This is a genomic window from Streptomyces sp. NPDC050534 (assembly GCF_044457745.1).
Classification (GTDB): Bacteria; Actinomycetota; Actinomycetes; order Streptomycetales; family Streptomycetaceae; genus Streptomyces.
In genome coordinates, this window is record NZ_JBITHF010000004.1 from 394,815 (window position 1) to 414,692 (window position 19,878).

Sequence of the window (19,878 nt, forward strand, 5' to 3'; positions counted from 1 at the left end):
GACGTGACGACCGAGATCATGGGCACGGAGGCGGGGGACGCCCGCATCACCTGGCATCCGGCCCGGCAGGCACGGCTCGTGCTGGCCGTGAGCCACGGCGCGGGCGGCGGCATCGAGGCGCGGGACCTGCGGGCGCTCGCCCAGGTGCTGCCCCGGCACGGCGTGACCGTCGCCCTCGTGGAGCAGCCCTGGCGGGTGGCCGGCAAGAAGGTCGCGACGCCGCCGAAGACCCTGGACACCGGCTGGCGCGGCATCTGGCCCGCGCTGGCCCGCCCCGGCCTGCCGGTGGTCTCCGGCGGACGCAGCGCCGGCGCCCGCGTCGCCTGCCGTACGGCCACCGAACTCGGCGCGCACGCCGTCCTCGCCCTCAGCTTCCCGCTGCACCCGCCGGGCCGCCCGGAGAAGTCCCGCGCCGGGGAACTGCTCGGCTCCGGGGTGCCCACCCTGGTCGTCCAGGGCGGGAACGACCCCTTCGGAAAGCCGGAGGAGTTCCCCGCCGGGACCTACGAGCTGACCGAGGTGCCCTACGGCGATCACGGCTTCGCGGTGCCGAAGAAGGCGTCGGTCACCCAGGACGACGCCGTGGCCATCATCACGGACGCGGTCGCCGAGTGGACCGGGTCACTGCTGTGACGGCCCGGGAATGTTGCGGCCCGGAGCTCTGTTGTGCCCGACAGAAGTGCTGAAACACCAGCACCGACGTCTTCGGAGAGGAAGTCAGCCGCATGGGTTCGACCGCATGTCCGAGCCGCGGCAGCCGCACTGACCTGGACTGGACGGTGCTGACTGCGGCCAAGACCACCCCTATTCGAGGGGCGGGCGGGACGGGTCGTCGTCTATCCTCCGATTCTGGTGGGACCGGTTTCGGCTCCGCCCGGAATCTTGAGGAGGTGGGTCCGGTCACTGGGACCGACGCAGGGACCGACAACGGCCAGGCGGAGCAGCCCGAGGGCCAGGGCATCAGCGCGGAGTCGACCTCGGAGCGCAGCGCGCGCTTCGAGCGGGACGCGCTCGAATTCCTCGACCAGATGTACTCGGCCGCGCTGCGCATGACGCGTAACCCGGCTGATGCCGAGGACCTGGTGCAGGAGACGTACGCCAAGGCGTACGCGTCCTTCCACCAGTTCCGCGAGGGCACCAACCTCAAGGCGTGGCTGTACCGGATCCTCACCAACACGTTCATCAACTCGTACCGCAAGAAGCAGCGTGAACCCCAGCGCTCCGCGGCCGAGGAGATCGAGGACTGGCAGCTCGCCCGCGCCGAGTCGCACATGTCGACGGGTCTGCGCTCCGCGGAGTCGCAGGCGCTCGACCATCTGCCGGACTCGGACGTGAAGGAAGCGCTCCAGGCGATCCCCGAGGAATTCCGCATCGCCGTCTACCTCGCCGACGTAGAGGGCTTTGCGTACAAGGAGATCGCGGACATCATGGGGACACCCATCGGTACGGTGATGTCCCGGCTGCACCGGGGCCGCCGTCAACTGCGCGGCATGCTCGAGGACTACGCCCGTGAGCGCGGGCTCGTCCCGGCCGGCGCCGGAGAGTCGAACGAAGCGAAAGGCTCGGGCTCATGAGCTGCGGAGAGCCGCACGAGACGGACTGCAGTGAAGTCCTCGATCATCTCTACGAGTTCCTCGACAGTGAGATGCCGGAAGTCGATCGCGACAAGTTCAAGCAGCACTTCAAGGAGTGCTCGCCGTGTCTCGAGAAGTACGGCCTCGAGCAGGCCGTGAAGAAGCTCGTGAAGCGGTGCTGCGGACATGACGACGTGCCGACGGACCTGAGGTCCAAGGTCATGGGGCGGATCGATCTGATCCGCTCCGGCCAGGCGGTCCCCGAGCACGACATCACCGCGAGCCCGCAGGAGTCCTGAACTCCCGCCCGGGGCACGGAACTCCCGCCGGGCGCGCCTGGAACGGGCTGCCGTCACTCGAACGTGCTAATCCACCGTTCCCGGCCCCGCGGCCCCCTGCAGCCCCTCTACGCTCCTCAGCCTGAGCAGCATCGGCCGGCGGAGGGGCGTGATGGAGGCGGTTCCGGCACGGGCACGTGCGTACGTGGCCTGCACGGTCCTGGGCGCCCTGCTGTGCCTGCTGCCGCTGCCCGCCACGCACACACCCTGGTGGGCGGTCGCACTGCTGGCCGCGCTCTACGCCTGCTGCGAGCAGGCCGCCGCCCGCTGGCGCTTCGCCGGAACGTTCTACCCCGTGCTCCTCGCCGGGGCCTTCCTGCTGCCCCCGCCGGCCGCCGCCCTGGTCGCGCTGCCGGGGGCGCTGCTTTCCCGGGTCCACCAGCGGCCGCGGCAGGCGCGCCGGATCTGGCGGGCCGCCCAGCTCGTCCTCGGTGTCTGGGCGGCGAGCCGGGTGCACTGGTCACTGGGCGGGCGGGACGCGGTCGTGGCCTCCGACTTCCCGTACGTGCTGGTGCCCGCCGGTGCCGCCGTGCTCACGTTCTCCCTGGTGCTGACCGCCCTGGACGGCGGGATCCGCGCGCTCGCCGAGGGCGTGCCGCTGCGCCGGGCCTGGCGCGGACTGTTCGCGCGCTCCCTCGCGCCGGTCGCCGTGCACGGGCTCGCCGGGCTGATGATGGCCGTCCTGTGGCGCAGCCCGTACGGCCCCGTCGCCGCGCTGCTCGTGCTGCTCCCGATGTGCGTGTCCTGGTGGGCCTTCGCGCAGTACCACCGCGAGCGCGCCGCCCACCAGGCGACGATCCGCGCGCTCGTACAGGCCGTCGACATCAAGGACGAGTACACCCGCGGCCACAGCGAGCGCGTCGGCCAGGCGTCGATGATGATCGCGCGTGAACTCGGCCTGGACGACGGGCGCACCGAGGTGCTGCGGTTCGCCGGAATCCTGCACGACGTGGGCAAACTCGGCGTCCCCACACGGCTGTTGCGCAAGGACGGACCGCTGACTCCCGAGGAGCGGCGGGTGATCGAGCTGCACCCCGAGTACGGCCACGAGATGGTGCGCGGAATCGGTTTTCTGGGTGAGGCCCGCGCCGCCGTCCTGCACCATCACGAGCGGCTGGACGGCAGCGGCTACCCGTACGGGCTGGTGGGCGTCCAGATCCCGGAGTCGGCGCGGGTGGTGGCCGTGGCGGACGCCTTCGACGCCATGACGTCCACGCGCTCCTACCGGCGGGCCCGGCCCGTGCCGGTCGCTCTGGAGGAGCTTCAGCGGTGCGCGGGCTCGCAGTTCGACCCGCGGATGGTCACCGCACTGGTGCGGGCGCTCGGCCGCCACGGCTGGCACCCGGCGGTCACCGCACAGGAGCAGCCGCCCGTCCCGGCACCGGCGGCGCCCGTCGCCGACCGCCCGAGAGCCCACCGATGAGCCGCCGTCCACCGCTGACGGTCCTCATCCACACCGCCGCCGCCCTCCTCGCCGCGGGCTCCCTCGCCGTCACCTGCCGGACGGGCCTCCAGGAGCGCCCCACCGCGCTCGCCTTCGGCGTGCTCGTGACCGTCGGGGAGCTCAGCCGCTGGACCGGCGCCCGGGTCCGGGAGGCCGCACCGCTCGGGGCCGCCGGGGCCCTGTCGTACGCGCTGCTCGGAGAGGACGCCGGGCGGCCCACCCACCACGGCGTCACCCAGGTCGTCGCCGTCGTCCTCGCGGCCGCCCTGCTCGGCAGCGTGCCGCACGTCGCACGCGGGCAGGGGCCCGTGCTCGACCACCTCGCACGGCGCGTCCTCACCGTCGGGTTCGCCGCCGTGTGCTTCCAACCCCTCTACAGCCGGGGCGTGTTCGACGCCTGGCACGGTCCGGCGTACGCGCTGCTGCTCCTGGCCCTGCTCGCCCTCACCGCGCTGTGCGACGCCGTGCTCGCCGCCGCGCTGGCGCACGCCCGGACCGAATGGCCCTTCGGCCCGCTGCTGCGTGACGAACTGCACGCCCTCCTCGGCATCGGCTCGGCGGTGTGCGCCACGGGCGCGGTGATGGCGCTGGCGGTCGCGGTCGCCGGGCTGTGGGCGCTGCCCGTGTTCTCCCTGCCGCTGCTGCTCACCCAGCTGTCCTTCCGCCGGTACGCCGCCGTGCGGACCACCAACCGGCAGACCATCGCCTCCCTCGCCCGCGCCACCGAGATCGCCGGGTACACCCCCGCGGGGCACGCCCGGCGGGTGGCGGGCCTCAGCCGAGCCGTCGGCCGGGACCTCGGGCTCACCCGGCCCGAGCTGACCGTGCTGGAGTACGCGGCCCTGATGCACGACATCGGCCAGCTCAGCCTGGTCGACCCGGTACCGGCGGGCGCCACCGCGCTGCTGCCCACGGCCGAGCAGCGGCGGATCGCCCTGCTCGGCGGGGCGGTCGTGCGCCAGACCGGGGTCGACGCGGCGGTCGCCGTGGTCGTCGAGCGGCAGGCCGACCCCTACCGGGAGCAGCCCGTCGCCGCCCGGATCGTGCGGGCCGTGAACGCCTACGAGGAGAAGGCGCGCGACGCCGGGCCCGGCGGCCCCCTCACGGCCCTGGAGGAACTGCGGCTCGCCACGGCGGAGGAGTACGCGCCCGAAGTGGTGGAATCGCTCGCCCGGGTCCTCGCAAGAGACAGTCTGACCTTGCCTTCGGCTGGGTAACCCATGGGTAATGAGCGGCCTTCCAGCCGTACGTGGTTGGATGCGAATGAGAGGGTGTTGGGGGGCAGCACTAGCCAGCCCACTCCAAGGAACTGGCAGGCGGGAATCGTGAGGATCTTCGGCAAGGGACGGCACCGGCCCTCCGCCTCCTGGCGGCAGGCCACAGACCGCGCGTTCACCCTGATCGGCGATGGCCGGTACGAGGACGCGGGCGCGCTGCTGACACGTGCCGCCGACCTGGAGCCCTGGCTGTCGGAGTCCTGGTTCAACCTCGCCCTGCTGCACAAGTTCCGGCACGACTGGGAGCAGGCGCGCGCGGCCGGTCTGCGTGCCGTCGCGCTGCTGGACCGGGAGACCGGGGCGCCCGACTGGTGGAACGTCGGTATCGCCGCCACCGCCCTCCAGGACTGGCCGCTGGCCCGGCGGGCCTGGCAGGCGTACGGGCTTCAGGCGCCGGGCGCGGGCACCTCGGCCGGTGAGCCGGTGGGCATGGACCTGGGCAGCGCGGCCGTACGGCTGTCCCCCGAGGGGGAGGCCGAGGTGGTGTGGGGCCGGCGCCTCGACCCCGCCCGGATCGAGGTGCTGTCCATTCCGCTGCCGTCCTCCGGGCGGCGCTGGGGCGAGGTCGTGCTGCACGACGGGGTGCCGCACGGCGAGCGGACCACCGCGGCCGGGCACTCGTACCCGGTCTTCGACGAGATCGAGCTGTGGGCGCCCTCGCCGGTGCCGACCTGGGTGGTGCTGCTGGAGGCCGCCACGGAGGCGGACCGGGACGCCCTGGAGCAGCTCGCGGCCGACGCGGGCTTCGCGGCCGAGGACTGGTCGTCGTCGGTGCGCCTGCTGTGCCGTATGTGTTCGGAGTCCCGTATGCCCTCGGACGAGGGTGACGGTGAGCATCTCGACCCGCACGACCACAGCGAGCCGGGGCATCCGGGGCCGCTGGGGCACCGGACGGACGGGCAGCTGTGGGTGCCGGAGCGGGAGTGCGGCGTGGCCGCGCCGGCCGCGCTGGTGCGGGGGTTGCTGGACGGGTGGGTCGCCGACAGCCCCGACTCCCGGGACTGGCGGGATCTCGAGGAGGTCTGCTGACGCCGTTGCCGGGTGCCGGTTTCGTCGTGGCTGGTCGCGCAGTTCCCCGCGCCCCCGGAGGGGCGCGTCCCCCGTACCCTGTATCAGCATCACACCCCGGTTTTCAGGAAGGCATACGTCGGTCATGGCGCAGCAGGACACCGATCAGCAGCACGCGGGCGTGCTCCCCGTGGACGACGAGGGCTTCGTCATCGACTCCCAGGAGACCGAGGAGCGCGAGGCCGCCTGGCGCGAGCGGGGCACGTCGCGGCCGATCACGGTCGTCGGCAACCCGGTGCTGCACAAGGAGTGCAGGGACGTCACGGAGTTCGGCCCCGAGCTGGAGCAGCTGGTCGCGGACATGTTCGCCTCACAGCGCACCGCCGAGGGCGTGGGCCTGGCCGCCAACCAGATCGGCGTCGACCTGAAGGTCTTCGTCTACGACTGCGGCGACGACGAGGGCCTGCGGCACGTCGGTGTCGTCTGCAACCCCAAGCTGGTCGACCTGCCCGCCGAGAAGCGCCGGCTGGACGACAGCAACGAGGGCTGCCTGTCCGTGCCGACGGCGTACGCGCCGCTGGCCCGCCCGGACTACGCCGAGGTGACCGGGCAGGACGAGAAGGGCAACCCGATCAAGGTCCGCGGCACCGGCTACTTCGCCCGGTGCCTCCAGCACGAGACCGACCACCTCTACGGCTACCTCTACATCGACCGCCTCTCCAAGCGTGAACGCAAGGACGCGCTGCGGCAGATGGCCGAGAACGAGCCCCGCTACCCCGTGGTCGCGAACGACTGACGCCGTCAGGCGGCCGCCTCGGGGCCCCTGAACGTGCGCCGGTAGGCGTTCGGTGTGGTGCCGATCGCCTGGACGAACTGGTGGCGCAGCGCCGCCGCGTTGCCGAACCCGGCCCGCCAGGCGATGGCGTCCACCGTCTCGTCCGTCCCCTCCAGCAACCGCTGGGCCAGCAGCACCCGTTGCCGCAGGATCCAGCGGTACGGAGTGGTGCCCGTCTCCTGCTGGAAGCGGCGGGCGAAGGTGCGCGGCGACATGTGGGCGCGCGCGGCGAGCTGCTCGACGGTGACCTCCTCGTCGAGATGCCGCTCCATCCACACCAGCACCTCGGCGACGGTGTCGCCGTGCGACCGGGGCAGCGGCCGCTCGATGTACTGGGCCTGCCCGCCGTCGCGGTGCGGCGGCACCACCATGCGCCGGGCGATCTTGTTGGCGACCTCCGGGCCCTGCTCCTTGCGCACGATGTGCAGACAGGCGTCGATGCCGGCGGCGGTGCCCGCGGAGGTGATCACCGGGTCCTCGTCGACGTACAGGACGTCGGGCTCGACGGTCAGCCGCGGATACGCCAGGGCCAGCTGGTCGGCGTCGTGCCAGTGCACGGCGCAGCGGCGGTCGTCCAGCAGCCCGGCCGCGGCGAGCACGAAGACGCCGGAGCAGACGCTGAGCACCCGGGCGCCGCGCCCGACCCCGCGACGCAGCGCCTCGAGCAGCTCGGGCGGGAACTCCCGGCTTCCGTAGCGGGCGCCGGCCGGCACGGCGATCAGATCCGCCTCCTCCAGCCGCTCCAGGCCGTGCGCGATGTTCATGGAGAAGCCCGCGCGCGTGTTCAGCAGCGGCCCCTCGGCCGAGGCGACCGCGAAGTCGTACACGGGCAGTCCGTCGTCGCTGCGATCGATGCCGAACACCTCGCAGACGACGGCCAGTTCGAAGGGATTCACGCCGTCCAGGACGACGGCGGCGACGTTCTGCAGCATCTCTCCAGTGTGCCTCGTTCGTGGCAGTAAATCGAGGGTCTACGGCAGTCCTGCCACTGTTTGTAAGGAGCTAACGGCGCGACAGTGGTGTCTATGGATACGGCACACATCGAAGGACTGATCGGAATGCTGACCGTTCTCGGAATCCTCGTCCTGATGGTTCTCCCGTCGGTGATCGGCATCGCGCGCGACCGTCGTATCGACCGGCAGCTCCGTGAGGCCGGGCGAGGGCGCCGCGAGCCGGAGGTGCTCGGGCCGACCGGGCGATCCGCCCGCGCTCAGCGCTACCTCACGACCACGGTGACCCACCACTCCTGAAGACCCAGGCACGAGACCCGGCCGGTCTGCGCGGCACACAGGGGCCGTGTGGACTCGAGCCGGGTCCTGCCTGCCGAGACGGCCTTGTAGGCGGCGCTCGCGTCACCGGGCTGGAGGACGAAGCCGCTGTTGGCGGCCTGAAGCCCCGAGCCCTTGACGGCGACCGGCTTCCAGGGCCGCTTGGCGGTGCCGTCGAGGCTGATGCGGATCGTCTCGCCCACGGCCAGGCACACGGTGCGGCCGCTGTCGTGGGCGGTGAGCGTGGACGCCACGGCACATCCCGTGGGACTGCCCGTCGGGCGGGTGGACGCACTCGTCGTGGGGGTGGGGGAGGACGACACGCTGCTGCTGCCGCCCTTGCCGCTGTCGGACTGGCCGCCGCAGCCGGCCAGGACGAGAGCGAGCGCGGCGAGTGCCAGGGTCGTGTGGGGGATCGTTCGGCGCATGGGGGCCTCCTCTTCCCTCTGACGTGTCACCGGCCCGCCCGGATCCACGCCCGTTCCACGCCGGAGCCCCGGCCGCGAAGGCGGCGGCCGGGGCCCGGGGTGTGACGTCGGTCAGCTGGTCGTCAGTGCCGTGTCGTCGACGACGAAGCTGGTCTGCAGGGAGGAGTCCTCGACACCGCTGAACTTCACGGTGACGGTGGACCCGGCGAGCGAGGACAGGTCGAAGGACTTCTGGGCGTACCCGGAGGCGGCGTTGACGTTGGAGTACGTCGCCAGGGTCTTCGATCCGGCGGTGACCGTCAGCTTGTCGTAGGCAGTGCTGCCGGTCTCCGACGTGTCGATGTGCAGGTAGAAGGTGAAGGTCGCCTTGCAGCCGGTGGGTACGGTCACCGACTGGGACAGGGTGTCGGTGTGGGTGCTGCCGTAGCCGTCCATCCAGGCGTAGTACGAACCGCCGTGCGCGGCCTCACCGGTGTCGTTGGTGATGACCCCGCTGGACGCGGTCCAGCCGGTGTTGCCCGACTCGAAGCCCTGGTTGCCCAGAAGCTGGGCCGAGGTGCAGGTGCCGCCACCGGAGCCGACCGTCCAGGTGAAGGAGGTCGAACCCGAGGCGCCCGTGCTGTCCTTCGCGGTGACGGTGACCTGGTAGGTGCCCGCGGTGGACGCCGTACCGGAGATCAGGCCGGTCGAGCTGTTGATGGACAGCCCGGTCGGCAGGCCGGTGGCGCTGTAGGTGAGCGCGGCGCCCGCGCTGTCGGACGCGCTGATCTGCAGGCTCGCCGAGCTGCCGGTCGCCGTGGACTGGCTGCCCGGGTTGGTGACGGTCACCGTGTTGCCGGAGCTGGTGCCGGTGGCGAAGGCGGTGGTGCCGTTGGGGGTGCCCCAGCCGGTCGGGCCGTCGTAGCCGGTGGCCGCGGTGCAGAAGTACGACGGGGAGCAGGAGCCGTTGTTGCCGCTGGTCACGTCGTACAGGTTGCCGGTGTGGCTGTAGGGGTACTTCGCCGGGTAGTCGCTGGAGCCCGGGGTGCCGGCCAGCGCGTAGACGCCGGCGATGATCGGCGACGAGGCGCTCGTACCGCCGTAGACCGCCCAGCCGGAGCCGCCGTAGGTGTCGTAGACCGCCACGCCGGTGGCCGGGTCGGCGACCGCGGAGACGTCGGCCTCCATGCGCTTGCTGCACCCGGTGTCGGTCTGCCAGCTCGGCTTGGGGTCGTACGCGGAGCAGCCGGAGCCGGTGCCCTCGGTGCTGCTCGTCTTCCACACGGACTCGGTCCAGCCGCGGGAGTTGGAGGAGGTGGAGAGCGCGGTGCCGCCGACGGCGGTCACGTACTGCGAGGTAGCCGGGTACTCGGCACCGTAGGCGGAGTCACCGGAGGAGACGGTGATCGCGACGCCCGGGTGCTTGAAGTACGAGGTGTCCTCGCTGGTCTGCGAGGAGGACTCGCTGCCGCCCCAGCTGTTGGAGACGAACTTGGCACCGAGCGACACGGCCTCGTTCTCGGCGATGCCGAGGTCGGTGTCGTTCGCGGAGTTCGCCTCGACCAGCATGATGCTGCAGTTCGGGCAGACCGCGCTGACCATGTCGATGTCCAGCGCCTCCTCGCCCGCCCAGCCGGTGTCGTTGGTCGGCAGCGAGGTGGTGGAGCCGGTCTGGCTGACCTGCTTGAAGCAGCCGTTGGCCTTGGTGCAGGAGGACAGGCCGTACTGCGAGCGGTAGGTCGCCAGGTCCGACTCGGCGTTGGGGTCGTTGTAGGCGTCGACGACGGCGACCGTCAGGCCGGATCCGCCTGTTGAAGGCAGGTTGTAGGCGCTGTGCAGGTTGGCCGGGCCGAGGCCGGAGGGCGCCGCCGCGGCGAGCGCGGAGGCCAGCCGCTGCTTGATGTCGGTGCGGCGCTGGGCGAAGCAGGACGCGTGACCGGGCTGCGCGGTGGCGCACAGGTGGGCGGTCGGCACCTTCTGGCCGGCCGTGCCGGTCGGGTGGAAGGTCTGCCGGTCGGGGGAGGTGAGGGCCTTCGCGTTCTGTGTGACGGGGGAGGGGTGCGAGACCGCGGGCGCCGCGTGTGCCGGTGCCGCGACGAGTCCGGCGAGACCGAGGGCGAGGGCGGGTATGACGGTGGTCAGGAGTCTTCGCAGGCTCCGTCTGGGCTTTTCACGCATGGGGGTACTGCCTCCGTCGTTGGAGTGGGGTTCTCGACGCTGATGGCAGGCCAGTGACGCGCGTAGCGGCGGCGGTGTCGTCGCGGGCATGACACTTTTGACGGCGAGAACGTAGTCCCGGTTCGGGAGGCTGAACCAGAGCGGCCCCGATAACTTTGCCGCTCCATAGAAGGTCCATGGACGGCCCATGGATGCTCCATGGGCCGTCCCGGAAGGTGACGTCAGAAGTCCTCGTCGAGGTCGACCGTGCCCTCCACGGCCACCTGGTACGCCGACGGGCGCCGCTCGAAGAAGTTGGTCAGCTCCTGCACGCCCTGCAACTCCATGAAGGAGAAGGGGTTCTCGCTGCCGTACACCGGGGCGAAGCCGAGGCGGGTCAGGCGCTGGTCGGCGACGCACTCGAGGTACTGGCGCATCGATTCGGTGTTCATGCCGGGCAGGCCGTCACCGCACAGGTCGCGGGCGAACTGCAGCTCGCCCTCGACGGCCTCGCGCAGCATGTCCGTCACCTGCTGCTGGAGCCCGTCGTCGAAGAGCTCCGGCTCCTCCTTGCGCACGGTGTCGACCACGTCGAAGGCGAAGGACATGTGCATCGTCTCGTCGCGGAACACCCAGTTGGTGCCGGTGGCGAGGCCGTGCAGCAGGCCGCGGCTGCGGAACCAGTACACGTAGGCGAAGGCGCCGTAGAAGAACAGGCCCTCGATGCACGCGGCGAAGCAGATGAGGTTGAGCAGGAAGCGGCGGCGGTCGGCCTTCGACTCCAGGCGGTCCAGCTTCTCCACCGAGTCCATCCACTTGAAGCAGAACCCGGCCTTCTCGCGGATGGAGGGGATGTTCTCCACCGCCGCGAAGGCCGCCGTGCGGTCCTCCGGGTCGGGGAGGTAGGTGTCCAGGAGCGTCAGATAGAACTGGACGTGCACGGCCTCCTCGAAGAGCTGGCGGCTCAGGTAGAGCCGCGCCTCGGGGGAGTTGATGTGCTTGTACAGCGTCAGCACCAGGTTGTTCGCCACGATCGAGTCGCCCGTCGCGAAGAAGGCGACCAGCCGGCCGATCAGATGCTGCTCGGCGGGACTGAGCTTGGCCAGGTCGGCCACGTCCGAGTGGAGGTCGACCTCCTCCACGGTCCAGGTGTTCTTGATGGCGTCCCGGTAGCGCTCGTAGAAGTCCGGGTAGCGCATCGGGCGCAGAGTCAGCTCGAAGCCGGGGTCGAGCAGGTTCTTGTTCTGGGTCGTCATTACTGGCAGGCCTCGCAGGACTCGGGGTTTTCCAGGGAGCAGGCGACCGCCTCGGGGTCGGCGGCCTGCTGGACGGGGACGGCGGCGCGGGCCGCGCGGGCGATGCGGGTCGCCGGGCGCGAGCGCAGGTAGTACGTCGTCTTCAGACCCTGTTTCCAGGCGTACGCGTACATCGAGGAGAGCTTGCCGATGGTCGGCGTCTCCAGGAAGAGGTTCAGGGACTGGGACTGGTCCAGGTACGGGGTGCGCGCCGCGGCCATGTCGATCAGGCCGCGCTGCGGAATCTCCCACGCCGTGCGGTACAGGCGCCGTACCTCCTCCGGGATCCAGGCGAAGTCCTGCACCGAGCCGCTGGCCTCGCGCAGCGCCTCGCGGCTGCGGGCGTCCCAGACGCCGAGTTCCTTCAGGTCGTTGACCAAGTACGAGTTCACCTGGAGGAATTCGCCGGACAGGGTCTCGCGCTTGAAGAGGTTCGACACCTGCGGCTCGATGCACTCGTACACGCCGGCGATGGACGCGATGGTGGCGGTCGGCGCGATGGCGAGGAGCAGGGAGTTGCGCAGGCCGACGGCGGCGACACGGTCCCGCAGCGCCGCCCAGCGCTCCGGCCAGGCCGGCTCCACGCCGTAGTGGTCGGGGTGCAGGACGCCGCGGGCCGTACGGGTCTGCTCCCAGGCCGGCAGCCGTCCGTTGCGCTCGGCGAGGTCGGCGGACGCCTCGTACGCGGCGAGCATGATGCGCTCGGCGATACGGGTGGACAGGGCCTTGGCCTCGGGGGAGTCGAAGGGCAGCCGCAGCTTGAAGAAGACGTCCTGCAGGCCCATCGCGCCGAGCCCGACGGGGCGCCAGCGCGCATTGGAGCGGCCCGCCTGCTCGGTCGGGTAGAAGTTGATGTCGACCACGCGGTCCAGGAAGGTGACCGCCGTGCGGACGGTCTCGTCCAGCCGCTCCCAGTCCAGGTCACCGCCTTGGACGAAGGCGCCGAGGTTCACCGAGCCCAGGTTGCAGACCGCTGTCTCGCCGTCGTCCGTGACTTCCAGGATCTCCGTGCAGAGATTGGAGGAGTGGACGACGCGGCCCGGCTCGGCCGTCTGGTTGGCGGTGCGGTTGGCGGCGTCCTTGAAGGTCATCCAGCCGTTGCCGGTCTGGGCCAGGGTGCGCATCATCCGGCCGTAGAGCTCGCGGGCCGGCACGGTCCTGCGGGCCAGGCCCTCGGCCTCCGCCCGGCGGTACGCCGCGTCGAACTCCTCGCCCCACAGGTCGACCAGCTCCGGCACGTCCGCCGGGGAGAACAGCGACCACTCGGCGTCGGCGTCGACCCGGCGCATGAACTCGTCCGGGATCCAGTGCGCGAGGTTCAGGTTGTGCGTACGGCGGGCGTCCTCACCGGTGTTGTCGCGCAGCTCCAGGAACTCCTCGATGTCGGAGTGCCAGGTCTCCAGGTAGACCGCGGCCGCGCCCTTGCGCCGGCCGCCCTGGTTCACGGCGGCGACCGAGGCGTCCAGGGTCTTCAGGAACGGGACGATGCCGTTGGAGTGCCCGTTGGTGCCGCGGATCAGTGAACCCCGCGAGCGGATACGGGAGTACGACAGCCCGATGCCGCCGGCGTGCTTGGAGAGACGGGCGACCTGGTGGTAGCGGTCGTAGATGGAGTCCAGCTCGTCCTTGGGGGAGTCGAGGAGGTAGCAGGACGACATCTGGGGGTGCCGCGTACCGGAGTTGAAGAGCGTCGGGGAGGAGGGGAGGTAGTCGAGGCGGCTCATCAGGCCGTAGAGCGCGGCGACTTCACCGACGGAGCGCACGGTGTCGTCCTCGGCGAGGCCGGCCGCCACCCGCAGCATGAAGAACTGCGGCGTCTCGATCACCTTGCGGGTGATGGGGTGCCGCAGGAGGTAGCGGCTGTACAGGGTGCGCAGGCCGAAGTAGCCGAATCGGTCGTCCCCTTGAGGGTCCACGAGCGCGTCGAGACGGGCGGCGTGCAGACGGGCGAACTCCGCCGTGCGGTCGGCGATGAGACCTTCGCGGTGCCCGACGGCGACCGACCCGGTGAAGCACGTGACGCCTTGCGAGGCGGCCTCCGCGGCGATGGAGACCGTCAGCAGCCGCGCGGCCAGCCGCGAGTAGGCGGGGTCCTCCGAGATGAGGCCGGCGGCCGCCTCCGTGGCCAGCTCGCGCAGTTCCGTCTCGTCCGCCCGCGCCGAGCGTCCGCGCAACGCGGCGGCGGCGACCCGGCCGGGGTCGGCGTCGGGGAGGTCGGCGGTCAGCTCGGTCAGGGTCCGCAGCAGTGCGGCACCGGGACCGTCGGCGGCGGCCGCTGTCGCAGACGGGGTCGCTGAAGCCGGTTCGGCTGGCGCGATGGTCACGTGGGGCTCTCCCTCGCTCGGCACGGGGGCCTTGCGGAGGGCGGGGGCAGCCACGAGCGCACGACGGCGCCGCGTCCACCGGCCCACTCCACGAGGCCCGGACGTCGAAGCACCCGGGCCACGGTGGCCGGGCGCACTGTCGACAGGTCCTCGGACTGACGCCCATACGTGTGCGAACACGCATGAGTACACCGTTGCGGGACAGTTCCGGATTCGCACCGGATTCCCCTGCGGCGACAGCGAGCATGAGCATACATCTTGTGCCGGGTGTGAGAAGCACCCCCATATGTTGTGTCGCGGTGATCTCGGAGCGTCAACTCATGGGTGAGGAGCGTGAAGTCGCAGCCGGGGACCGGCTGCCGGTCCCGCTCCGGAACGCGGACCCTCCGGGGTACGGCAACGGGCCGCCGGGTTTCCCCGGCGGCCCGTTGAACAGCGCACCTGCTAGCGCGACTCCGCCGCCGTCGCGGGCGGCAGTTCCACCTGCACGCCCGGGGCGCCGGCGTCCACGGTGTAGTCGTCCGCCGCGGTCTCGTCGATGCCCTCCGGGGCCTTCACGGCCTTGAGGACGAAGGTCAGGACCACCGTCACCACCACGTTCATGACGAACGCGGTCAGGCCGATGTAGCCGATCTCGCCGATCCCGGGGATCTCCTTCGCCGAGCCGCCGAAGTGCTTCTGGGTCGGCGAGGCGACACCGTACGCGGCGACGGTGCCGTAGATCATGCCGACCGCCCAGCCGCCGAGCAGCGCCCAGCGGTGGAACCAGCGGGTGAACAGGCCGCCGACCAGGGACGGGAAGGTCTGCAGGATCCAGATGCCGCCCAGGAGCTGGAAGTTGATGGCGACCGTCTTGTCCATGGTGAGGACGAAGACCAGCGCGCCGACCTTCACCAGCAGCGACACGATCTTGGAGACCTGGGCCTCCTGCTTCGGTGTGGCGTCCGGTTTGATGAAGTCCCGGTAGATGTTGCGGGTGAAGAGGTTCGCGGCCGCGATCGACATGATCGCCGCCGGCACCAGCGCGCCGATGCCGATGGCCGCGAAGGCCACACCCGCGAACCAGTCGGGGAACATGTTCTCGAACAGCTGCGGGATCGCCAGCTGCCCGTTGGTGACCTTGACGCCGGCCGCGATCGCCATGAAGCCCAGCAGCGCCAGCAGACCCAGCATCAGGGAGTACAGCGGCAGGATCGTGGTGTTGCGTCGGATCACCTCACGGCTGCGCGAGGACAGCGTCGCGGTGATCGAGTGCGGGTACATGAAGAGCGCCAGCGCGGAGCCCAACGCCAGCGTGGCGTACGTCCATTGACCCGCCTCCGGCGGCACGAGCGCACCGCGCGGCTTGCCGGTCGCCGGGTTGGTCTGCGCGAACGCCGCGCCCGCCTTCGCGAAGATGTCGTCGAAGCCGCCGAGCTTGATCGGGATGTAGATGATCGCCACCGCGATGACGATGTAGATCAGCGCGTCCTTCACGAACGCGATCAGGGCGGGGGCCCGCAGACCCGAGGAGTAGGTGTACGCCGCGAGGACACCGAACGCGATCAGCAGCGGCAGGTCCTTCACGAACCAGTTCGTGTTGTCGCCGCCGCCGACTCCCATCACGTCCAGTACGGCCTGGATGCCGACCAGTTGGAGCGCGATGTACGGCATGGTCGCGAGGATGCCGGTGACCGCGACGGCCAGCGACAGGCCCTTCGAGCCGAAGCGGCCGCGCACGAAGTCCGAGGTCGTCACGTACCCGTGCCGGTGGGAGACCGACCACAGGCGGGGCAGGAACGTGAAGATCAGCGGGTAGACCAGGATGGTGTACGGCACCGCGAAGAAGCCGGCCGCGCCCGCCGCGTAGATCGCCGCGGGTACGGCGACGAACGTGTACGCCGTGTAGAGGTCACCGCCGAGCAGGAACCAGGTGACCCAGGTGCCGAACGACCGGCCGCCCAGGCCCCATTCGTCGAGGGAGTGCTCGTTCTCGGCCTTGCGCCAGCGTGCCGCCAGGAAGCCCATGGCCGTCACGGCCACGAAGAAGAAGATGAAGACGCCGAGCGCGACGCCGTTCACGCCGTCCTTCATTCCGACGCACCGCCCTTCTGCGAGGCACGGGCGCGCTGGTCACGCTGCCACAGCTGATACGCCGTCATCGTCAGCGCGGTGGAGATCAGCACCCAGAGCATCTGGTACCAGTAGAAGAACGGGATGCCGATGAACTCCGGATCGGACTTGGAGTACGAGCCGACCCAGAGCATCGCGACGAACGGTGCGATCAGGCAGATGGCGATGACCACACGCATCGGGGTCACCACCGGCGGTCTTACTTCGGGCACTTCGGACATCGTGCGGCTCCGTCCCCTCGCGTTCACCTGTGATCACCTGTGTAATGCGCAGGCAATCTAGGTCACCGTGTCCCGGAAGCGGAAGACCCCGTCCGCATATCGGTATATCGATTCAGTGAAGGCCCGGTCGCGGGTGGACAGTTCCCGGTACTGCGAGCGGACAGGCCCTAGTCCTGGGGGCGCTTGAGGCGTGCGACGAACTTGTAGCGGTCGCCGCGGTACACCGAGCGCACCCACTCCACCGGCTGCCCGTTCCGGTCCAGCGAGTGGCGGGAGAGCATCAGCATCGGCAGCCCCACGTCGGTGCCGAGCAGGCCGGCCTCGCGCGGGGTGGCCAGCGAGGTCTCGATGGTCTCCTCGGCCTCGGCGAGATGGACGTCGTAGACCTCGGCGAGGGCGGTGTAGAGAGAGGTGTACTTGACCAGTGACCGGCGCAGGGCGGGGAAGCGCTTGGCGCTGAGGTGGGTCGTCTCGATCGCCATCGGCTCGGCGTTGGCCATGCGCAGGCGCTCGATGCGCAGCACCCGGCCGCCCGCCGTGATGTCGAGGAGCTCGGCGAGGCGGTCGTCGGCCGTGATGTAGCCGATGTCCAGCAGCTGGGAGGTCGGCTCCAGGCCCTGGGCGCGCATGTCCTCGGTGTACGAGGTGAGTTGCAGCGCCTGCGAGACCTTGGGCTTGGCCACGAAGGTGCCCTTGCCCTGGATCCGCTCCAGCCGGCCCTCGACCACCAGCTCCTGGAGGGCCTGGCGCACCGTGGTGCGGGAGGTGTCGAACTCGGCGGCCAGGGTGCGCTCGGGCGGCACCGGGGTGCCGGGCGACTGCGTCTCCGTCATCTCGAGCAGGTGCTTCTTCAGGCGGTAGTACTTGGGCACGCGCGCGGTACGGACACTCGCTCCACCCTCGTTCTCCGCACTGCTGACCTCGGTGCTCATGCTCTGCCTTCCCGGCTCCGGATGCGGGTCACTTCGTGATCCCTTCTGTATACCGGCGCCGTCTCTTTTGGTCTAGTCCACAGGTCAAATGGTCTAGCGGAAGAGAGTACTCCGGCATCGGTGTTTTCGCTGCCTTCTTACTTAAAGGTTCTTGCATATGTAGGTCGCATAACGGCTGGTCAGAGGCGTTTCAAGCACCCTTGACAGGTCTTCTGGTCTGGTCCAAGCTCCCCCTACTGGTCTACACCATTGGTTCAGGTCCCGGCCTGGGGGGCGGGAGGTGTGGGCATCCCTGAGGAGGGTGGCGTGAAGCGCAAGCTCATAGCCGCGATCGGTATCGCGGGCATGATGGTCTCCATCGCGGCGTGCGGTGGCAACGACGACAAAGGCTCTTCCAGCAGCGGCGCGGACGCCAAGGAGCTGACCGTCTGGCTCACCGTGGACGCCCAGAACAACTGGCCGGACCTGGTGAAGTCCGCCGACGCCGCGGTGAAGAAGAAGCACCCCGGCATCAAGATCAACCACGAGTACTACGGCTGGCCGGACAAGAACACCAAGCTCGACGCGGTCCTCGCCACCGACAAGGCCCCCGACGTGGTCGAGATGGGCAACACCGAGATGCTGGGCTACATGGTCAAGGGCGCCTTCGCGCCCGTCGACCCGGCGAAGTTCACCAACTCCTCCGCCTGGCTGGACGGCCTCAAGGCCTCCGTGACGTACGACGGCAAGACCTACGGTGTCCCGTACTACGCGGGCGGCCGTGTCGGCAACTGGCGCAAGGACGTCTTCGCCTCGGCCGGCGTGAAGACCCCGCCGAAGACGTACGCCGAGCTCACCGCCGCCCTGGACAAGGTGCAGAAGAAGGAGGGCGACAAGTTCTCCGCCTGGTACCAGCCCACCCGTGACTGGTACGCGGCCATGTCCTTCGTCTACGACGCCGGCGGCTCCATCGCCAAGGAGGACGGCGGCCAGTGGAAGGCCAACCTGTCCTCGCCGGAGTCCATCAAGGGCCTCACCGAGTTCAAGAACGTCGTCGACAAGTACATGCACGGCGACAAGACCAAGGACGAGTCGGACCGTTACATCGTCTACGGCCAGGGCAAGTCCGGCATGATCTTCGGCGCGGCCTGGGAGGGCGCGACCTCCGCCGACCCGAAGAACGACAAGACCGGCAAGCTCAAGAACAACCTCGAGAACTTCGTGATGCCGGGTCCGTCCGGCAAGAACATGCCCGTCTTCCTGGGCGGTTCGGACCTCGCCGTCCCGGTGAAGTCCAAGGCGCAGGCCGTCGCCGCCGAGTGGATCAACGCCTTCACCGGTCCCTCCGGCCAGAAGGCCCTGATGGCCAAGGGCAACCTGCCCAACAACAAGACGGACCTCGCGTCCCTGAAGAACGACCCGGCCACCGTGGTCCCGGCCACCGCCGCCGAGTCCAACTGGTTCGTCCCGATGGCCCCCGGCTGGGGTCAGGTCGAGAAGGCCCAGGTCCTGCAGACGATGCTGCAGAACATCGGCACCGGCAAGAAGTCGGTCGAGGCCGCCGCGAAGGAGGCGGACACCGCGATCGACAAGGTCATCAACACCAAGTGACCTTCGCAGCAGGGCCCCGTACGGCCTCGACGGCCGGGGGCCCTGCTTCCCGTACGACATACGGGCTCCGCTTTCGTACGACCTGAGGGACCGCTGAGGAGCGCGCCATGAGTGCCGCAGACACGACCACCCCCGCCAAGGTGCCGCCGCCGCGGCAGGCGCCACCACCGCCGGTCGCGAAGAACCCACGCAGAGCCCGGACCTCGGGCGGCGCGGCCACGCCGTGGCTGCTGCTCGCGCCCTGCCTGCTGGTCCTCGCCCTGGTGATGGCGTATCCGCTCTTCCGGCTGGTCACGCTCTCCTTCCAGAACTTCGGCCAGTCCCAGCTGTGGGGCTTCAAGCCCGCCGAGTGGGTCGGCTTCGACAACTTCTCCAAGGTGCTGGGCGACAGCGAGTTCTGGACCGTGGTCCTGCGGACCATCGTCTTCGCGGCCGGCTGCGTGATCCTCACGATGGTCCTCGGCATGCTCGTCGCCCTGCTGCTGCAGAAGGTGTCCGGCTGGGTGAAGACGATGATCAACATCGTGCTGATCGCCAGCTGGGGCATGCCGGTCATCGTGGCCACGACGGTCTTCAAGTGGCTCTTCGACTCTGACTACGGCGTCCTCAACGCGGTGCTGAGCAAGCTCCCCGGCGTCGACATGGTCGGCCACAACTGGTTCGCGAGCGGGCCCCAGGGGCTGGCCGTGATCATGCTGCTCGTGGTGTGGGGCGCCGTGCCCTTCGTCGTCATCACGCTCAGCGCGGGCCTCACGCAGGTCCCGAAGGAGCTGGAGGAGGCGGCGCGGCTCGACGGCGCGGGCGCCCTGGGCGTCTTCCGCTATGTCACCCTGCCCATCCTGAAGCCGATCATCGTGATGCTCACGACCCTGTCGGTGATCTGGGACATGGGCGTCTTCCCGCAGGTCTTCGTGATGCGCGGCGGCCACCCGGAGCCCGAGTTCCAGATCCTCAACACCTATTCCTACGACCGGGCGTTCGTGGTCAACGACTACGCCCAGGGCTCGGCGATCGCCCTGCTGACCGTGCTGCTGCTGCTCGGTGTCGTCGCCGTCTACATGCGTCAGATGCTGAAGATCGGAGAGGTCGAATGACC

General features: G+C 70.1%; 18 protein-coding genes and 1 riboswitch. Of the genes, 10 read left to right on the forward strand and 8 right to left on the reverse strand.

Annotated features, from left to right (window positions below; translation table 11 throughout):
• The first annotated feature begins 18 nt into the window (after nucleotides 1-18).
• From ACIBN2_RS16125 to def, 7 genes are all read left to right on the forward strand, one after another.
• Complete coding sequence (locus tag ACIBN2_RS16125; protein ID WP_399135265.1) at nucleotides 19-633, forward strand: alpha/beta family hydrolase; 615 nt, start codon at nucleotides 19-21, stop codon at nucleotides 631-633.
• Nucleotides 634-890: 257 nt separating this feature from the next.
• The gene (sigR, locus tag ACIBN2_RS16130) at nucleotides 891-1,574 is read left to right on the forward strand and encodes an RNA polymerase sigma factor SigR (RefSeq protein ID WP_384250453.1); all 684 of its coding nucleotides are present in this window, start codon (nucleotides 891-893) and stop codon (nucleotides 1,572-1,574) included.
• Complete coding sequence (rsrA, locus tag ACIBN2_RS16135) at nucleotides 1,571-1,873, forward strand: mycothiol system anti-sigma-R factor (protein ID WP_399134985.1); 303 nt, start codon at nucleotides 1,571-1,573, stop codon at nucleotides 1,871-1,873. The genes sigR and rsrA overlap by 4 nt, the downstream gene beginning before the upstream one ends.
• A gap of 151 nt (nucleotides 1,874-2,024) precedes the next feature.
• Nucleotides 2,025-3,335 (forward strand): HD-GYP domain-containing protein, encoded by a 1,311-nt coding sequence (locus tag ACIBN2_RS16140; RefSeq protein WP_399134986.1) that lies wholly within the window; start codon nucleotides 2,025-2,027, stop codon nucleotides 3,333-3,335.
• A complete protein-coding gene (locus ACIBN2_RS16145) occupies nucleotides 3,332-4,573 on the forward strand; it encodes an HD-GYP domain-containing protein (RefSeq protein WP_399134987.1) in 1,242 nt (413 codons plus the stop codon). Before ACIBN2_RS16140 ends, ACIBN2_RS16145 begins: the two co-directional genes overlap by 4 nt.
• 108 nt (nucleotides 4,574-4,681) lie before the next feature.
• Nucleotides 4,682-5,662 (forward strand): tetratricopeptide repeat protein, encoded by a 981-nt coding sequence (locus ACIBN2_RS16150; protein ID WP_399134989.1) that lies wholly within the window; start codon nucleotides 4,682-4,684, stop codon nucleotides 5,660-5,662.
• Nucleotides 5,663-5,786: 124 nt separating this feature from the next.
• Nucleotides 5,787-6,437 (forward strand): peptide deformylase, encoded by a 651-nt coding sequence (gene def / locus ACIBN2_RS16155; RefSeq protein WP_399134990.1) that lies wholly within the window; start codon nucleotides 5,787-5,789, stop codon nucleotides 6,435-6,437.
• A gap of 5 nt (nucleotides 6,438-6,442) precedes the next feature.
• Here the strand turns inward: def and ACIBN2_RS16160 are convergent, their stop codons facing one another.
• Complete coding sequence (locus ACIBN2_RS16160; RefSeq protein ID WP_399134991.1) at nucleotides 6,443-7,408, reverse strand: GlxA family transcriptional regulator; 966 nt, start codon at nucleotides 7,406-7,408, stop codon at nucleotides 6,443-6,445.
• 93 nt (nucleotides 7,409-7,501) lie between these two features.
• Here ACIBN2_RS16160 and ACIBN2_RS16165 point away from each other — a divergent pair, with 93 nt between their 5' ends.
• Nucleotides 7,502-7,726 (forward strand): hypothetical protein, encoded by a 225-nt coding sequence (locus tag ACIBN2_RS16165; RefSeq protein ID WP_399134992.1) that lies wholly within the window; start codon nucleotides 7,502-7,504, stop codon nucleotides 7,724-7,726.
• Here ACIBN2_RS16165 and ACIBN2_RS16170 read toward each other — a convergent pair.
• The 7 genes from ACIBN2_RS16170 to ACIBN2_RS16200 form a co-directional block, all read right to left on the reverse strand.
• Nucleotides 7,693-8,172 (reverse strand): hypothetical protein, encoded by a 480-nt coding sequence (locus tag ACIBN2_RS16170; RefSeq protein WP_399134993.1) that lies wholly within the window; start codon nucleotides 8,170-8,172, stop codon nucleotides 7,693-7,695. The genes ACIBN2_RS16165 and ACIBN2_RS16170 overlap by 34 nt on opposite strands.
• A gap of 111 nt (nucleotides 8,173-8,283) precedes the next feature.
• Nucleotides 8,284-10,329, reverse strand: coding sequence for a putative Ig domain-containing protein (locus ACIBN2_RS16175; protein ID WP_399134994.1), 2,046 nt, complete (start codon nucleotides 10,327-10,329; stop codon nucleotides 8,284-8,286).
• 221 nt (nucleotides 10,330-10,550) lie between these two features.
• Nucleotides 10,551-11,564, reverse strand: a complete 1,014-nt coding sequence (locus ACIBN2_RS16180) for a ribonucleotide-diphosphate reductase subunit beta (protein ID WP_399134995.1) — start codon at nucleotides 11,562-11,564, stop codon at nucleotides 10,551-10,553.
• Nucleotides 11,564-13,927: a ribonucleoside-diphosphate reductase subunit alpha gene (locus tag ACIBN2_RS16185; RefSeq protein WP_399134996.1), complete on the reverse strand. Its 2,364-nt coding sequence runs from the start codon at nucleotides 13,925-13,927 to the stop codon at nucleotides 11,564-11,566. The genes ACIBN2_RS16180 and ACIBN2_RS16185 overlap by 1 nt, the downstream gene beginning before the upstream one ends.
• 145 nt (nucleotides 13,928-14,072) lie before the next feature.
• Nucleotides 14,073-14,155: riboswitch (cobalamin riboswitch) on the reverse strand.
• A 216-nt stretch (nucleotides 14,156-14,371) separates the two neighbouring features.
• On the reverse strand, nucleotides 14,372-16,000 hold the full coding sequence (gene mctP / locus ACIBN2_RS16190) for a monocarboxylate uptake permease MctP (RefSeq protein ID WP_399134997.1): 1,629 nt from the start codon (nucleotides 15,998-16,000) through the stop codon (nucleotides 14,372-14,374).
• Nucleotides 15,997-16,260: a DUF3311 domain-containing protein gene (locus tag ACIBN2_RS16195; protein ID WP_399134998.1), complete on the reverse strand. Its 264-nt coding sequence runs from the start codon at nucleotides 16,258-16,260 to the stop codon at nucleotides 15,997-15,999. Before ACIBN2_RS16195 ends, mctP begins: the two co-directional genes overlap by 4 nt.
• A gap of 167 nt (nucleotides 16,261-16,427) precedes the next feature.
• Nucleotides 16,428-17,192, reverse strand: a complete 765-nt coding sequence (locus ACIBN2_RS16200; RefSeq protein WP_399134999.1) for a GntR family transcriptional regulator — start codon at nucleotides 17,190-17,192, stop codon at nucleotides 16,428-16,430.
• 306 nt (nucleotides 17,193-17,498) lie between these two features.
• On the opposite strand from ACIBN2_RS16200, the gene ACIBN2_RS16205 reads away from it, so the two are divergent.
• Nucleotides 17,499-18,782, forward strand: a complete 1,284-nt coding sequence (locus ACIBN2_RS16205) for an extracellular solute-binding protein (protein WP_399135000.1) — start codon at nucleotides 17,499-17,501, stop codon at nucleotides 18,780-18,782.
• A 107-nt stretch (nucleotides 18,783-18,889) separates the two neighbouring features.
• Nucleotides 18,890-19,876 carry a carbohydrate ABC transporter permease gene (locus tag ACIBN2_RS16210; RefSeq protein WP_399135001.1) on the forward strand — a complete coding sequence of 329 codons (987 nt, stop codon included), beginning with the start codon at nucleotides 18,890-18,892 and terminating at the stop codon, nucleotides 19,874-19,876.
• The last annotated feature ends 2 nt before the right edge of the window (nucleotides 19,877-19,878 follow it).

Bases quoted from the DNA above. Each gene is read 5' to 3' on its own strand.
- ACIBN2_RS16125 (WP_399135265.1), top strand. From the start codon at position 19: ATGGGCACGGAGGCGGGGGACGCCCGCATCACCTGGCATCCGGCCCGG.
- rsrA (WP_399134985.1), top strand. From the start codon at position 1,571: ATGAGCTGCGGAGAGCCGCACGAGACGGACTGCAGTGAAGTCCTCGAT.
- ACIBN2_RS16140 (WP_399134986.1), top strand. From the start codon at position 2,025: ATGGAGGCGGTTCCGGCACGGGCACGTGCGTACGTGGCCTGCACGGTC.
- ACIBN2_RS16145 (WP_399134987.1), top strand. From the start codon at position 3,332: ATGAGCCGCCGTCCACCGCTGACGGTCCTCATCCACACCGCCGCCGCC.
- def (WP_399134990.1), top strand. From the start codon at position 5,787: ATGGCGCAGCAGGACACCGATCAGCAGCACGCGGGCGTGCTCCCCGTG.
- ACIBN2_RS16160 (WP_399134991.1), bottom strand. From the start codon at position 7,408: ATGCTGCAGAACGTCGCCGCCGTCGTCCTGGACGGCGTGAATCCCTTC.
- ACIBN2_RS16165 (WP_399134992.1), top strand. From the start codon at position 7,502: ATGGATACGGCACACATCGAAGGACTGATCGGAATGCTGACCGTTCTC.
- ACIBN2_RS16170 (WP_399134993.1), bottom strand. From the start codon at position 8,172: ATGCGCCGAACGATCCCCCACACGACCCTGGCACTCGCCGCGCTCGCT.
- ACIBN2_RS16175 (WP_399134994.1), bottom strand. From the start codon at position 10,329: ATGCGTGAAAAGCCCAGACGGAGCCTGCGAAGACTCCTGACCACCGTC.
- ACIBN2_RS16180 (WP_399134995.1), bottom strand. From the start codon at position 11,564: ATGACGACCCAGAACAAGAACCTGCTCGACCCCGGCTTCGAGCTGACT.
- mctP (WP_399134997.1), bottom strand. From the start codon at position 16,000: ATGAAGGACGGCGTGAACGGCGTCGCGCTCGGCGTCTTCATCTTCTTC.
- ACIBN2_RS16195 (WP_399134998.1), bottom strand. From the start codon at position 16,260: ATGTCCGAAGTGCCCGAAGTAAGACCGCCGGTGGTGACCCCGATGCGT.
- ACIBN2_RS16200 (WP_399134999.1), bottom strand. From the start codon at position 17,192: ATGAGCACCGAGGTCAGCAGTGCGGAGAACGAGGGTGGAGCGAGTGTC.
- ACIBN2_RS16210 (WP_399135001.1), top strand. From the start codon at position 18,890: ATGAGTGCCGCAGACACGACCACCCCCGCCAAGGTGCCGCCGCCGCGG.